Source organism: Streptomyces sp. NPDC001678 (assembly GCF_042892945.1).
Classification (GTDB): domain Bacteria; phylum Actinomycetota; class Actinomycetes; order Streptomycetales; family Streptomycetaceae; genus Streptomyces.
Window position 1 is genome coordinate 74,343 of the sequence record NZ_JBIAUP010000016.1, and the last position, 16,034, is coordinate 90,376.

At 76.1% G+C, this 16,034-nt stretch carries 1 protein-coding gene (only partly in view); it reads right to left on the reverse strand.

Annotated elements, in window-relative coordinates; translation table 11 throughout:
• Window positions 1-15,911, reverse strand: the 5' portion of a protein-coding gene (locus tag ACFYZR_RS27290) for a type I polyketide synthase (RefSeq protein ID WP_391914772.1). It extends 12,715 nt beyond the left edge of the window; 15,911 of the gene's 28,626 nt are visible here — the first part of the coding sequence; its start codon is at window positions 15,909-15,911; its stop codon lies beyond the left edge, outside the window.
• Window positions 15,912-16,034 lie beyond the last annotated feature (123 nt).

The following is a 16,034-nucleotide window of genomic DNA, read 5'->3' on the forward strand; positions in this document are numbered from 1 at the left end:
TTGGTGCCGCTGAGGCCGAAGGAGGAGACGCCGGCGCGGCGCGGGCGGCCGGTCGTGGGCCACTCCCGCTCCTCGGTGAGCAGCTGGATGCCGCCCGAGGTCCAGTCGACGTGGGTGGAGGGCCGGTCGATGTGGAGGGTGCGGGGGACGGTGCCGTGGCGCATGGCCATGACCATCTTGATGACGCTGGCGACGCCGGACGCCATCTGGGTGTGGCCGATGTTGGACTTCACGGAGCCGAGCAGCAGGGGCCGGTCGGCCGGGCGGTCGTGGCCGTAGGTGGCCAGCAGCGCCTGGGCCTCGATGGGGTCGCCGAGCTTGGTGCCGGTGCCGTGCCCGTCGACGACGTCGACGTCGGCGGCGGACACGCCCGCGTTGGCCAGGGCCTGGGCGATGACGCGCTGCTGGGACGGGCCGTTGGGCGCGGTCAGGCCGTTGGAGGCGCCGTCCTGGTTGACGGCCGAGCCCCGGATGACGGCCAGGACCTGGTGGCCGTTCTTGCGGGCGTCGGAGAGCCGCTCGACGAGGACGAGGCCGACGCCCTCGGCGAGGCTCATGCCGTCGGCCGCCTCCGCGTAGGCCTTGCAGCGGCCGTCGGCGGCCATGGCGCGCTGGCGGCTGAAGCCGACGAAGGCGCTGGGGGTGGCCATGACGCTGACGCCGCCGGCCAGCGCGAGGGTGCTCTCGCCGTTGCGCAGCGACTGGCAGGCCAGGTGCAGGGCGACGAGGGAGGAGGAGCAGGCGGTGTCGAGGGTGACGGCCGGGCCCTCGAAGCCGAAGGTGTAGGACAGCCGGCCGGACAGGACGCTGGAGATGGTGCCGGTGATCAGGTGGCCCTCGTTGCCCTCGGGGGACGCCGGGCTGCTGTAGTCCTGGTAGCTGGCGCCGATGAAGGTGCCGGTGCTGCTGCCGCGCAGGGTGGCGGGGTCGATGCCGGAGCGCTCCATGGCCTCCCAGGCGGTCTCCAGCAGCAGGCGCTGCTGCGGGTCCATCGCGATGGCCTCGCGCGGGGAGATGCCGAAGAAGGAGGCGTCGAAGTCGGCGACGTCGTGGAGGAAGCCGCCGCGCGTGGAGTAGGTGCGGCCGGGCCGGTCGGGGTCGGGGTCGTAGAGGCCCTCGGCGTCCCAGCCGCGGTCGACGGGGAACTCGGTGATGGCGTCGCCGCCCGCGGCGACGAGGTCCCACAGCTGTTCCGGGGTGCCGATGCCGCCGGGGTAGCGGCAGCTCATGCCGACGATGGCGATGGGCTCGTCGTCGGTGGCCGCCCGGACGACGGCGGCCGTCTCGGTGCGGGCGCCGGCGACGCGGGTGCGGAGGAACTCCACGAGCGCGAGCGGGGTCGGGTAGTCGAAGACCATGGTGCTGGGCAGGGTGAGCCCGGTGACGTTCGACAGCCGGTTGCGCAGGTCGACGGCGGTCAGCGAGTCGAAGCCGACCTCGCGGAAGGCGCGCTGCTCGGAGAGGACGTCGGGCGAGGCGTGGCCGAGGACGGTGGCGGCCTCGCCGCGCACCAGGTCGAGCAGCACCCGGTCCTGCTCGACGGCGGGCAGGGCGAGGAGCCGGGCGGTGAACTCGCTGTCCCCGGTGGAGACGGTGGTGCTCTCCTCCGTCAGCTTCCGGACCTCGGGCACGTCCTCGAAGAGGGCGGTGGGCCGGCCGGAGGTGAAGACGGGGTGGTAGCGCTCCCAGTCGACGTCGGCGACGCACAGGACGGACTCGTCGTCGTCCAGGGCCCGGCGCAGGCCGGTGAGGGCAGCGCGCGGGTCCATGAACTCCAGGCCGCTGCGGCGGATGGCGCCGGGGTCGACGCGGCCGAGCTTGAGGTCGTCGGCCCAGATGCCCCAGGAGACCGCGGTGGCGGTGGCGCCCCGGGCGCGGCGGTGCTCGGCGAGCGCGTTGAGGTAGGCGTTGCCCGCGACGTAGGCGGCGTGCCGGCCGCTGCCCCACATGCCGGCGGTGGAGGAGTACAAGACGAACGCGTCGAGCTCGTCGTCGTCGAGGAGTTCGTCGAGGTGGCGGGCGCCGGACACCTTGGCGTCGACGACCTTGGCGAAGGCCTCCAGGCTCGTCTCCTCGATGGAGGCGAGCTCGATGGTGACGGCGGTGTGGACGACGGTGCGCACGGTGTGGCCGTCGGCCTTGAGGCCGTCGAGCATCGCGGCGACGGCGTCGCGGTCCGTCAGGTCGCAGGCGACGACGGAGGCGTCGCAGCCCGCGTCGGTGAGCTCCTGGACGAGTTCGGCGGCGCCGGGCGCCTCCGGGCCCCGGCGGCTGGTGAGGACGACGCGTTCGGCGCCCTGCTCGGCCAGCCAGCGGGCCAGGTGCGGGGCGAGGGTGCCGGTGCCGCCGGTGACGAGGGTGGTGCCGCGCGGCGTCCAGGTGCGGGCGGGGGCCGCCCCGGTCGTGGCGCGCGCGACGCGGCGCACGAGGACGCCGGAGGCGCGGACGGCCAGCTGGTCCTCGCCGGTACGGCCGGTGAGGACGGCGGCGAGCCGTTCGCCGGCGCGCCGGTCGAGGGTCTCGGGCAGGTCGACGAGACCGCCCCAGCGCTGGGGGTGTTCGAGGGCGGCGGTCCAGCCCAGGCCCAGGATCTGGGCCTGGACGGGGTGGGTGAGCCGGTCGGAGCGGCCGGTGGCGACCGCGCCCCGGGTCAGGCACCACAGGGGCGCGTCGATTCCGGCGTCGCCGAGGGCCTGGACGAGGGTGACGGTCAGGGCGAGGCCGGACGTGAGCGCGGGGTGGCCGGGGGCGGGCTCCTCGGCGGCGGCGAGCAGGGACACCACACCCGTCAGACCGGTGGCGTCCCCGAGCGCGGCCAGGCGCTCGGTGAGGGTGGTGCGCTCCAGGCAGGCGTCGTCGAGGACGAGCGTGCGGACGTCGGCGCCCTGCGCGGCGAGCGCGTCGGTGACGTCGGCGCCCGGCAGCTCCTCGGCGGTGACGACGAGCCAGGTGCCGGTGAGCGCGGCCGTGGGCAGGCCGGTCAGCGGCTTCCAGGTGGCGCGGTAGCGCCAGGAGTCGACGGTGGACTCCTCGCGGCGGCGCTTGCGCCAGGTCGCGAGGGCGGGCAGCACCGGGGCCAGGGCGGCCCCGTCCAGGCGCAGCCCGGCGGCGAGGGCGTCGACGTCCTCGTCCTCGACGGCCGCCCAGAAGGCGCTGTCCGCCGGGTCCGCCCCGTCGCCCGCGCGCTGCTGCTCGCGGATCGCCCACAGGTGTTCGCGCTGGAAGGCGTACGTGGGCAGCTCGACGCGGCGGGCGCCGCTGCCGGCGAGGACGGGCGACCAGTCGGCGCGGACGCCCCGGACGTACGCCTCGGCGAGGGAGGTCAGGAACCGGTCGGTGCCGCCCTGGTCGCGGCGGAGGGTGCCGAGGACGGTGGCGCGGTCGCCGGTGTCCTCGGCGGTCTCCTGGACGGCCATGGCCAGCACGGGGTGGGAGCTGACCTCGACGAACACGCCGTGCCCGGTGCCCAGGAGGGTGCGGACGGCGGGGTCGAAGCGCACGGTCCGGCGCAGGTTGCGGTACCAGTAGGCGGCGTCGAGGGGGGTGTCCCCGGTCAGCCAGTCGCCGGTGACGGTGGAGAGGAACGGCACCTGGGGGGCGCCCGGGCGCACGGGGGCGAGCACGTCGAGGAGCTCGTCCTCCAGCAGCTCCACCTGCGCGGAGTGGGAGCCGTAGTCGACGGCGATGCGCTTGGCGCGGACGTCCTCGGCGAGGAGGCCCTCCATGAGGGCGTCGAGCGGCGCGGCGGGGCCGGCGACCACGACGGAGCGCGGGCCGTTGACGGCGGCTATGGACAGCTCGCCGCCGAGGGCGGCCAGGCGCTCCTCGACGTCGGCGGCGGGCAGCGGCACGGAGACCATGCCGCCGGTGCCCGCGAGGATCCGGCCGATGGCCTGGCTGCGCAGGGCCACGACGCGGGCGGCGTCGGTCAGGGAGAGCGCGCCGGAGACGGCGGCCGCGGCGATCTCGCCCTGCGAGTGGCCGACGACGGCGTCGGGCACGACGCCGTGGGCGCGCCACAGCTCGGCGAGGGAGACCATCACGGCCCAGGAGGCGGGCTGGACGACGTCGACGCGGTCCAGTGACGGGGCGCCCTCGGTCTGCCGGAGGACGTCGAGCAGCGACCAGTCGGTGAACTCCGACAGGGCGGCGGCGCACTCGGCGAGGCGCTCGGCGAAGACCGGGGACTCCTCCAGCAGCCGGGCGCCCATGCCGGCCCACTGGGAGCCCTGGCCGGGGAAGACGAACACGGTCCTGCCGTCGGCGTCGGCGACGCCCGAGACGGCGCCGGGCGCCGACTGGCCCTCGGCGAGGGCGCGCAGCGCGGCCGCCGGGTCCTGGCCGGGGCCGGCGAGGACGACCGCGCGGTGGTCGAACAGGGCGCGGGAGGCCAGCAGGCTGTGGGCGACGTCGGCGGGACGGGCCTGGGCGAGGTCCGGGTGCTCGGCGAGCCGGGCGGCCTGGCCGCGCAGCGCGCCCGGGGTACGGGCGGAGAGCACCCACGGCACGACGGCCGGGGTCCCGGGGGTCTCCTCCGGCACCTCGGTGCGGGGCGCCTCTTCGAGGATCGTGTGAGCGTTGGTGCCGCTGATGCCGAAGGAGGACACGGCGGCGCGGCGGACGCGCTCGCCGCGCGGCCAGTCGGCGCCCTCACGGAGCAGGGAGACCGTGCCGGGGCTCCAGTCGACGTGGGTGGTCGGCTCGTCGGCGTGGAGGGTGCGGGGCAGAACGCCGTTGCGCAGCGCCATGACCATCTTGATGACGCCGGCGACGCCGGCGGCCGACTGGGTGTGGCCGATGTTGGACTTCACCGAGCCGAGGCGCAGCGGCCGGTCCTCGGGCCGGTCCTGACCGTAGGCGGCGTGGAGGGCCTGGGCCTCGATGGGGTCGCCGAGGGCGGTGCCGGTGCCGTGCGCCTCGACGGCGTCGACGTCGGCGGCCTTCAGGCCCGCGTTGGCCAGTGCCTGGCGGATGACGCGCTGCTGGGACGGGCCGTTGGGGGCGGTCAGGCCGTTGGAGGCGCCGTCCTGGTTGATGGCCGAGCCGCGGATGACGGCGAGGATCTCGTGGCCGTTCTTCCGGGCGTCGGAGAGCCGTTCCAGGACGAGCACGCCGACGCCCTCGGCGAGGGTCATGCCGTCGGCGGCCTCCGAGAAGGCCTTGCAGCGGCCGTCGCCCGCGAGGGCGCGCTGCTTGCTGAAGGCGATGAAGGGGGCGGGGGTGGTCATGACGGTCGCGCCGCCCGCGAGGGCGAGGCTGCTCTCGCCGTTGCGCAGCGACTGGCAGGCCAGGTGGAGGGCCACCAGCGAGGAGGAGCAGGCGGTGTCGACGGTGACGGCGGGGCCTTCGAGGCCGAAGAGGTAGGCGAGGCGGCCGGAGAGGACGCTGGGGCTGGTGCCGGTGACGGCGTGTCCGGCGGCGGCGCCGTCGTCGAGACCGAGGCCGTACTCCTGGTAGGTGGAGCCGATGAACGTGCCGGTGGCGCTGCCGTGGACGGTGGCGGGGTCGATGCCGGCCTGTTCGAAGGCCTCCCAGGTGGTCTCCAGCAGCAGGCGCTGCTGCGGGTCCATGGACACGGCCTCGCGCGGCGAGATGCCGAAGAACGCGGCGTCGAACTCGCCCGCTTCGTGGAGGAAGCCGCCCTGGGTGGAGTAGGTGGTGCCGGGGTGGTCGGGGTCGGGGTGGTGGAGTCCGGTGTCCCAGCCGCGGTTGACGGGGAAGTCGGAGACGGCGTCGACGCCGCCCTCGATCAGCTCCCAGAACTGCTGGGCGGAGCGGACGCCGCCGGGGAAGCGGCAGCTCATGCCGACGATGGCGACGGGCTCGTCGAAGCCCCCGGCGGGTGCGGCGGCCGGGACGGCCGCCGCCTGCCCGGCGCCCAGGAGTTCGCCGCGCAGGAAGCGGGCGAGGGCGAGGGGGGTCGGGTAGTCGAAGGCCATGGTCGCGGGCAGGGCGAGGCCGGTGACGCCGGCCAGGCGCTTGCGCAGCTCGACGGCGGTCAGCGAGTCGAAGCCGGCGTCGCGGAAGGCCCGGCGCCCGTCGACGGCCTCGGCGGAGGCGTGGCCGAGGACGACGGCGGCCTCGGCGCGCACCAGGTCGGTGAGCAGCCGCTCCTGCGCGGCCTCGTCCAGGCCGCGCAGCCGCCCGGCGAACTCGGGGGCGGCGCCTTCACCGGTGGCTCCGGAAGGGGCGGACAGGGCGCGCACGTCCGGGAGTTCGTCGAAGAGGACGCTGGGGCGGACGGAGGTGAAGACGGGGTGGTAACGCTCCCAGTCGATGTCGGCGACGGTGACGGTGACGTCCTGCTGGACGACGGCGCGGCGCAGCTCGGCGAGGGCGGCGGCGGGGTCCAGGAAGCGCAGGCCGCTCTGCCGGAGGCGGTCGGCGACGGCCTCGTGGGTGGCCATGCCGGCCTCGGCCCAGGGGCCCCAGGCGATGGAGGTGGCGGGCAGGCCGCGGGCCCAGCGGTTCTCGGCGAGGGCGTCGAGGTAGGCGTTGGCGGCGCCGTAGGCGCTCTGCCCGGCGCTGCCCCACACTCCGGCGACGGAGGAGAAGAGGACGAAGAAGTCCAGGTCCTCGTCGGCGAGCAGGGCGTCCAGGTGGGCGGCGCCCAGGAGTTTGGCGGCCATGAGGGCGGTGGCGTCGGCCAGGGAGGTGGCCGCCAGGGGCGCGGCCTGGCCGACGCCGGCGGCGTGGACGACGCCGGTCAGGGGGTGCTCGTCCGGGACGCGTCCGAGCAGGTCGGCGAGCGCGTCGCGGTCGGCGATGTCGCAGGCGGCGAGGGTGACGCGGGCGCCCAGCTCCTCCAGTTCGGCGCGCAGCGCGTCGGCGCCGGGGGCGTCGGGGCCGCGGCGGCTGGTGAGCAGGAGGTGCTCGGCGCCGCTGCGGGCGAGCCAGCGGGCGACGTCGGCGCCGAGCGCGCCGGTGCCGCCGGTGACGAGGACGGTGCCCTCGGCGGTGAAGGCGTCGGCGGTGGGCAGGTCGGCCGCCGGGCGGCGGGCGAGCCGCCGGCCGAGGGTGCCGCCGGCGCGCAGGGCCAGCTGGTCCTCGCCACCGCGCGCGGCGAGCGCGCTGACGAGGTGCTGGACGACGGGCGCGTCCAGGACGGGCGGCAGGTCGATCGTGCCGCTCCAGCGGCGCGGGTCCTCCAGGGCGGCCACCCGGCCCAGGCCCCAGGAGGCGGCCTGGAGGGGGGCGGCGAGCGGGTCGTCGGGGCCGGTGGTGACGGCGCCCCGGGTGAGGGTCCACACGGGCGCGGTCAGGCCCGCGTCGCCCAGCGCCTGGGTGAGGACGACGCCCAGGGCGAGGCCCGTGGGCAGCCGGTCGCCGAGGGGGCGGCCGGGCCGGTCGGCCAGCGGCAGGAGGGAAAGCACTCCGGCGACGTCACCGGACGACCTCAGGCGCTCGGCGAGGGCGTCGCGCTCCTCCCCCGCCGGGTCGAGGTCGAGGCGCTCGAACTGGGCGCCGTGGCCGCGCAGCGCGTCCACGATCTCGTCGGTGTCCACGCCGTCGGTGGTGACGACCAGCCAGATGCCGTCCAGGACGGGGGCGGCGGCCGCCTGGACGGGCCGCCACTGGACGCGGTAGCGCGTGGCGTCGAGCAGCGCCTTCTCCTGGCGCTGCTGGCGCCAGGACGACAGGGCGGGCAGCAGGGCGTAGACGGAGGCGTGCTGTTCGTCGCGCAGGCCGAGGAGCCCGGCGATCCCGGCGGCGTCGCCGCGTTCGACGGCGCCCCACAGCTCGGCGTCGGCCGGGTCGGCGACCGGGGCGTCCGCGAGGGCGTCGGGCAGCGGCTCGGGCCAGTAGCGCTCGCGCTGGAAGGCGTACGTGGGCAGGTCCACGGCCTGGGCGGCGGGCGCGGTGGTGCCGGCGAGGACGGCGGTGAAGTCCACGGCGACGCCGCGGACGTGGAGGCGGGCCAGGGCGGTCGTGGCGGCCCGCTCCTCGTCCCGGCCGGCGCGCAGCAGCGGTACGACATCGACGCCGGTGTCCGTCTCGTCGCCCAGGACGTCCTGGGCGAGGGCGGCCAGCACCCCGTCGGGGCCGACCTCCAGGAAGGTGGCCGCGCCCAGGGCGCGGGCGGCGCGGACGCCGTCGGCGAAGCGGACGGTCTCGCGGACGTGACGGACCCAGTGGTCCGGGGAGCACAGCTCCTCGGCGGTCGCGGCACGGCCGGTGAGGTTGGAGACGACGGTGACGGCCGGGGCGCTGTAGGCGATCTCCTCGGCGACCCGCCGGAAGTCCTCCAGCATCGGCTCCATGAGCGGCGAGTGGAAGGCATGGCTCACCCGCAGTCGCCGGGTCTTGCGCCCCAGCGCGGCGAAATGCCGCTCGACCGAGTGGACCGCGTCGGTGTCACCGGCGATGACGACGGCCTCGGGGCCGTTGACGGCGGCGAGGGACAGCTCGTGCTCGCGCCCGGTGAGCAGCGCGGCGACCTCGTCCTCGCCCGCCCGCAGCGAGAGCATCGCGCCGCCCTCCGGCAGCGCCTCCATCAGGCGGGCGCGGGCGGCGACGAGCTTGCAGGCGTCCTCCAGGGAGAACACCCCGGCGGCGTGCGCCGCCGCGATCTCGCCGACCGAGTGGCCGAGCAGGACCTGCGGGCGCACTCCCCAGGAGCGCAGCAGCCGGTGGAGGGCGACCTCGAGGGCGAACAGGGCGGGCTGGGTCCAGCCCGTGCGCTCCAGCAGCTCCGCCTCGGGGCTGCCCTCCTCGGCGAAGAGGACGTCCCGCAGCGGGCGGTCCAGGTACGGATCCAGGGCGGCGGTGACCTCGTCCAGGGCGGCGGCGAAGGCGGGGAAACGGGCGTACAGCTCGCGGCCGGCGCCGGGGCGCTGGCTGCCCTGTCCGGAGAACAGCAGGGCGAGTTCACCGGCGGAGCCGGTCTCGCCCTCGACGAGGGCGGCGTCGGGCCGGTCGGCGGCGAGCGCGGCCAGCGCGCGCAGCAGCTCGTCCCGGTCGCCGACGACGACGGCGCGCCGGTCGAAGGCGGAGCGGGTCGTGGTGAGGGCGAGGGCGGTCGCGGCCGGGTCCAGGGCGGGGTCGGCCTCGGCGAAGGCGTACAGGCGCGCGGCCTGTTCGCGCAGCGCGGCGCGGCTCTTGGCGGACAGCGTCCACGGCACCACGGCCGGGGCGAGGGCGGGGTCGCCCGACGCGATGCCCGGTGCGGCGGGCGGCTCCTCGAGGATGACGTGGGCGTTGGTGCCGCTGATGCCGAAGGACGACACGCCGGCGCGGCGGGCCCGGCCCGCGTCGGGCCACGGCGTCTCCTCGGCGAGCAGCCGGACGGCGCCGGCCTCCCAGTCGACGTGCGTGGACGGCGTGTCGGCGTACAGGGTGCGCGGCAGCACGCCGTGGCGCATGGCCATCACCATCTTGATGATGCCGGCCACGCCCGCGGCGGCCTGGGTGTGGCCGATGTTGGACTTCACCGAGCCGAGGAGCAGCGGCAGGTCCTCCGGGCGGTCCTGGCCGTAGGTGGCGAGCAGCGCCTGCGCCTCGATGGGGTCGCCGAGGGTGGTGCCGGTGCCGTGGCCCTCGACGGCGTCGACGTCGGCGGTGGTCAGGCCGGCGCCGGCCAGGGCCTGGTGGATGACGCGCTGCTGGGACGGCCCGTTGGGGGCGGTCAGGCCGTTGGAGGCGCCGTCCTGGTTGACGGCCGAGCCGCGGACGACCGCGAGGACGCGGTGGCCGTTGCGGCGGGCGTCGGAGAGCCGCTCCAGGACGAGCATGCCCACACCCTCGGACCAGCCGACGCCGTCGGCCGCCTCCGAGTAGGCCTTGGAGCGGCCGTCCGGGGACAGGCCGCGCTGGCGGGAGAACTCGATGAGGGACGTCGGCGTGGACATCACCGTCACACCGCCGGCCAGCGCCAGCGAGCACTCCCCCGCGCGCAGCGCCTGCATGGCCCAGTGCATGGCCACCAGCGAGGACGAGCAGGCCGTGTCGACGGTGACGGCCGGGCCCTCCAGGCCCAGGACGTAGGAGACGCGGCCGGAGGCGATGCTGGGCGAGGTGCCGCTGCCCTGGAAGCCCTCGAACCGCTCGTCGGCGAGGTGGGCCGCGTAGTCGTTGTACATGACGCCCGCGAACACGCCGGTGCGGCTGCCGCGCAGCGCCACCGGGTCGATGCCGGCGCGCTCGATCGCCTCCCAGGAGGCTTCCAGGAGCAGCCGCTGCTGGGAGTCGGTGGCCAGCGCCTCGCGGGGGCTCATGCCGAAGAACGCGGGGTCGAATTCGGCGGCGTCGTGGAGGAAGCCGCCGAAGCGGGTGTAGGTGGTGCCGAGGTGGTCGGGGTCCGGGTGGTAGAGGGCGTCGAGGTCCCAGCCGCGGTCGGTGGGCAGGCCCGAGATCGCGTCGGTGCCCTCGCGCACCAGCCGCCACAGGTCCTCGGGCGAGGCGACGCCGCCGGGGTAGCGGCAGCTCATGCCCACGATGACGATGGGGTCGTGGTCGGCGGCGGCCTTGGGGGCGGCCTCCGGGGCGGCGGTGTCCGCGCCCATGAGCTCGGCGAGGACGTGCCCGGCCAGCGCGGTGACGGTCGGGTAGTCGAAGACGACGGTGGCGGCGGTGCGCAGCCCGGTGACGGCGCCGAGGCGGTTGCGCATCTCGACGGCGGTGAGCGAGTCGAAGCCCAGTTCCTGGAACGGGCGGTCCACATCGACGTCCTGGGCGCCGTCGTGCCCGAGCACGGCGGCCACCTGGGTCCGGACGAGGTCGCGCACCAACGCGACGCGGCCCTCCTCGTCGAGGACGGACAGCCGCTGGACGAGGCCCACGGCGGTCTCCGCGCCGGAGACCGCGGAGCGGCGCACGGGGGTGCGGATCAGGCCGCGCAGCAGGGGCGGTACGTCGCCCTGGAGGCGGAGCACGGACAGGTCGAGGCGGACGGGCAGGAGGACGGGCGTACGGGAGGAGAGCGCGGCGTCGAAGAGCGCGACGCCCTGTTCCTCGGTGAGCGCGGGGGTGCCCCGGCGGGCCATCCGCTCCAGTTCGGCGCCGGTCAGGCCGCCGGTCATGCCGGCGGCGGGCGCCCAGGGGCCCCAGGCCAGGGACAGGGCGGGCAGGCCCTGGGCGTGGCGGAGCCGGGCGACGGCGTCGAGGAAGGCGTTGGCGGCGGCGTAGTTGCCCTGGCCGGGCGCGCCGACGGTGCCGGAGAGGGAGGAGAAGACGACGAAGGCGTCGAGGCCGAGGTCCTTGGTCGCCTCGTGGAGGTTCCAGACGGCGTCGGCCTTGGGCCGCAGGACCGTGGCGAGGCGCTCGGGGGTCAGCGACTCGATGACGCCGTCGTCGAGGGCGCCGGCGCTGTGCACGACGGCGGTGACGGGGTGTTCGGCGGGGACGGCGGCCAGCAGGCGGGCGACGGCGGCCGCGTCGGCGAGGTCGCAGGCCTCCAGGGTGACGTGGGCGCCGAGTTCCGTCAGTTCGGCGCGGAGTTCCTCGGCGCCGGGGGCGCCTGTGCCCCGGCGGCTGACGAGCAGCAGCCGGGTGGCGCCGCGTTCGGCGACCAGGTGCCGGGCGAGGACGCGGCCCAGGCCGCCGGTGGCGCCGGTGAGGAGGACGGTGCCGTCGGGGCGCCAGGCGTTCTCCCGCGCGCGGGGTGCCTGGGCCCGGGCGAGCCGGGCGCCGAGGAGCGTACCGGCGCGGACGGCGGCCTGGGGCTCGGTGACGGCGAGGGCGCCGTCGGGGAGGAGGGCGGCGGGGGCAGGGGCCTGCGCGGAGTCGGTGGCCCGGGCCGGTTCGCCGGCCTCGGCGGGGACATCGGTCCCGCCGGGGACACCGGCCTCGGCGGACACGGCAGCCCCGGCAGGGATGCCGGTCTCGGCCGGAACACCGGCCCCGGTGGAACCCGCGGCCCCGGCCGGGTCGAGGTCGAGGAGACCGAAGCGGCCCGGGTGCTCGGTCTGCGCGGAGCGCACCAGGCCCCAGACGGCGGCGGCCGCCGGGTCGATGGCCTCCTGCCCGTCGGTGGCGACCGCGCCCCGGGTGACGAACACCAGCCGGGACTGCTCGTACCGCTCGTCCGCGAGCCACGTCTGAAGCAGCTTCAGGGCGGTCGCGGTGAGGGCGTGGGCGCTGGCGGCCGCGTCGTCGGGGTCGCCCACGACGGGCACGAGGACGAGCGCGGGGAGGTCGGCGGCGGCGTCCACCGAGGCGAGGGGCGTGGCGCCCGCGGCCTCGGCGAGGCCGAAGGTGTCGGTCCCGAGGACGGCGACGGACGCGGGCGCGGCGGCCGCCCGGTCCCGCAGCGGGGACCAGCGCAGCTCGAACAGCGCGTCGCGGACGATGGGCGCGGCGGCGGCCGACTGCTCGTCGGGCAGGGCGCGCAGGACGAGCGAGCCGACGGAGGCGACGGGGGCGCCCGTGGTGTCGGCGACGGCGATGGAGACGGCGTCGTCCCCGGCCCGGGACAGCCGGACGCGGACGGTGGTCGCGCCGGAGGCGTGGAGGGACACGTCCTGCCAGGAGAAGGGCAGGCCGCCGCGCCCGTGCTCGCCGAGGCCGAGGAAGACGGAGGCGTGGAGGGCGGCGTCGAGCAGCGCGGGGTGGATGCCGAAGGAGCCGGCGTCGGCTCCGGAGTCCTCGGGCAGGGCCACCTCGGCGCAGATGTCGTCGCCCGCGCGCCACGCGGCGCGCAGGCCCTGGAACAGCGGGCCGTAGCCGAAGCCGGTGGCGGCGAGTTCGTCGTAGAAGCCGTCGAGGTCCACCGGCTGGGCGCCGGCGGGCGGCCAGGCGGCGGCGTCGGGGCCGGCCCGGTGCTCGTCGGGGGCGAGGACGCCACTCGCGTGCTGGGTCCAGGGCAGTTCCTCGGCGCCGTCGGGGCGCGAGTGGAGGCTCAGTTCGCGGCGGCCGGTCGCGTCGGGGCTGCCGACCCACACCTGGACCTGGACGCCGCCCTGCTCGGGCAGGACCAGGGGTGCGGCGAGGGTGAGTTCCTCGACGCGTGCGCAGCCGACCTCGTCGCCCGCGCGGACGGCCAGTTCCAGGAAGGCGGTGCCGGGCAGCAGCACGGTGCCGCGCACGGCGTGTTCGGTCAGCCAGGGGTGGGACTGGAGGGAGAGCCGGCCGGTGAGCAGCAGTCCGTCGGAGTTGGCGATGGTCACGGCCGCCGCGAGCAGCGGGTGGTGGGCGGCGCCGAGCCCGGCGGCGCGGACGTCCCCGCTCTGGGTGACGCCCTTGGGCCAGTAGCGGCGGCGCTGGAAGGCGTACGTGGGCAGGTCGACGCGGCGGGCGCCGGTGCCGGTGAAGTAGCCCTCCCAGCGCAGGGGCACGCCCCGGACGTGGAGTTCGGCGGCGGCCGCGGTCACAGCGCGGGTCTCGGGGCGGCCGGCGCGCAGCAGGGCGACGGTGGCGGGGGCGGTGCCCTCGGCCCGCTCGTCGGTGTCGAGGCAGTCGCGGGCCATGGCGGACAGGACGCCGTCGGGGCCGAGTTCGAGGTAGGTGCCGGTGCCGTGGGTGTCGAGCCAGGCGATCGTGTCGGCGAAGCGGACGGTGTCGCGCGCGTGGCCGGCCCAGTACTCGGGCGAGGTGAGCTGCTCGACGGTGGCGAGGGCGCCGGTGACGGAGGAGACGAGGGGGATCACCGGCGCCTGCGGGTCGAGGCCGGCGACGACGGTGCGGAACTCCTCCAGCATCGGCCGCATCAGCGGCGAGTGGAAGGCGTGCGAGACGCGCAGTTCCTTGGCCTTGCGGCCCTGAGCGGTGAAGTGCTCGGCGACGGCGGCGACGGCGCCCGCCTCGCCCGCGACGACGACGGCGCGGGGGCCGTTGACGGCGGCGAGGGAGACGCTCTCGGCGCGGTCGGCCAGCAGCGGCAGGACCTCGTCCTCGCTCGCCTGGAGGGAGACCATCGCGCCGCCGGCGGGCAGGGCCTGCATCAGCCGGCCGCGCGCGAGGACCAGCGTCGCGGCGTCGGCCAGGGAGAACACTCCGGCCACATGGGCGGCGGCGATCTCGCCGACGGAGTGCCCGGCGAGGAAGTCGGGCTTGACGCCCCACGATTCGGCCAGCCGGAACAGGGCGACCTCGAGGGCGAAGAGGGCGGGCTGCGCGTAGCCGGTCTCGTGGAGGAGCTCGGCCTCGGGGGTGCCCTCGGCGGCGAACAGCAGCTCGCGCAGGGGCCGGTCGAGGCCGGGGTCGAGGTGGGTGAGGACCTCGTCGAGGGCCTGGGCGAAGACGGGGAAGCGGGTGTAGAGCTCGCGGCCCATGCCGGGGCGCTGGGAGCCCTGGCCGGTGAAGAGGAAGGCCAGCTTGCCGCGGCCGCCCTGGGTGGCGCCTTGGGTGAGGGTGGCGGCGGCCGGTTCGTCGGCGGCGAGCGCGGTGAGCGCGGCGATGGCCTCGTCGCGGTTGGCGGCGGTCACCACGGCGCGGTGCTCGAAGCCGGAGCGGGAGGTGGCGAGGGAGTAGGCGATGTCGGCGGGGTCGAGGCCTGAGGCGGGGGCGGTGGTGAGGAAGGCGAGGAGACGGTCGGCCTGGGCGCGCAGGGCCTCGCGGGTCCGTCCGGAGACGAGCCAGGGCAGGACGTCGAGATCGAGGCGCCCCTCCGGGGCTTCCTCGGCGTACTCCGGTGCCTCTTCGAGGATCGTGTGGGCGTTGGTGCCGCTGAGGCCGAAGGAGGAGACGCCCGCGCGGCGCGGCTGGTCGCCCTTGGGCCAGGGGGTGGCCTCGGTGAGGAGCCGTACGGCGCCCTCCGTCCAGTCGACGTGCGAGGACGGGGCGTCGACGTGGAGGGTCTTGGGCAGCAGGCCGTGGCGCATCGCCATGACCATCTTGATGACGCCGGCCATGCCGGCGGCCGCCTGGGTGTGGCTGATGTTGGACTTGACCGATCCGAGCAGCAGCGGGCGGTCCTCGGGACGGCCCTGCCCGTAGGTGGCCAGGAGGGCCTGGGCCTCGACGGGGTCGCCGAGGGTGGTGCCCGTGCCGTGGGCCTCGACGACGTCGATCTCGTCGGCCGAGAGCCGGGCGCTGGTCAGGGCCTGTTCGATGACGCGCTGCTGGGAGGGCCCGTTGGGGGCGGTGAGGCCGTTGGAGGCGCCGTCCTGGTTGACGGCTGAGCCCCGGATGACGGCGAGGACCTGGTGGCCGTTGCGGCGGGCCTCGGACAGCCGCTCCAGGACGAGGACGCCGACGCCCTCGGACCAGCCGGTGCCGGCGGCGGAGTCGGCGAAGGAGCGGCAGCGGCCGTCGGCGGCGAGCCCGCCCTGGCGGCTGAACTCCACGAAGGTGGTGGGGCTGGACATCACCGTGACGCCCGCGGCCAGTGCCAGGGAGCACTCGCCCTGGCGCAGGGAGTGGGCGGCGAGGTGCAGTGCCACCAGGGACGACGAGCAGGCGGTGTCCACGGTCACCGCGGGCCCGACGGCCCCGAAGAAGTAGGACAGCCGGCCCGAGAGGATGCTGGTGGCGTTGCCCGTGAGGGTGAAGCCCTGGACGTCGTCGTCGGGGCCGACGCGGTAGTCCTGGGGCATGGACCCGACGAACACACCGGTCCGGGTGCCCCGGACCGACGCCGGGTCGATGCCCGCCCGTTCGAAGGCCTCCCAGGAGGACTCCAGCAGCACCCGCTGCTGGGGGTCCATGGAAAGCGCCTCGCGCGGCGAGATGCCGAAGAAACCGGCGTCGAACCGGGCCGCGTCGTGGAGGAAGCCGCCGAAGAACTCCTCGGTGCCGTCGGTCATCAGCTCCCAGCCGCGGTCGCCGGGGAAGCCGGTGATGCCGTCCTCGCCGGCCACGAGCATGGACCAGAGCTCCTCGGGGCTGCTCACGCCCCCGGGGAAGCGGCAGCTCATGCCCACGATCGCGATGGGCTCCCGGGCGGCCGTCTCCAGCTCGCCCACCCGCTGCCGCGTGCGCTTGAGATCCGCGCTCGCCCGCTTGAGGTAGTCCCGGAGCTTCTGTTCCTTGTCCATTGTCAACTCAACCCATCTCGAGACCGGCGGACAGCAGAGGAATTCGCTGTGGGCATCCGGCACTCGGGATGGCTGATCCACAGTCGACGTGAGTCATCTGGGCGCCCCGCGTTCGACGGGGCG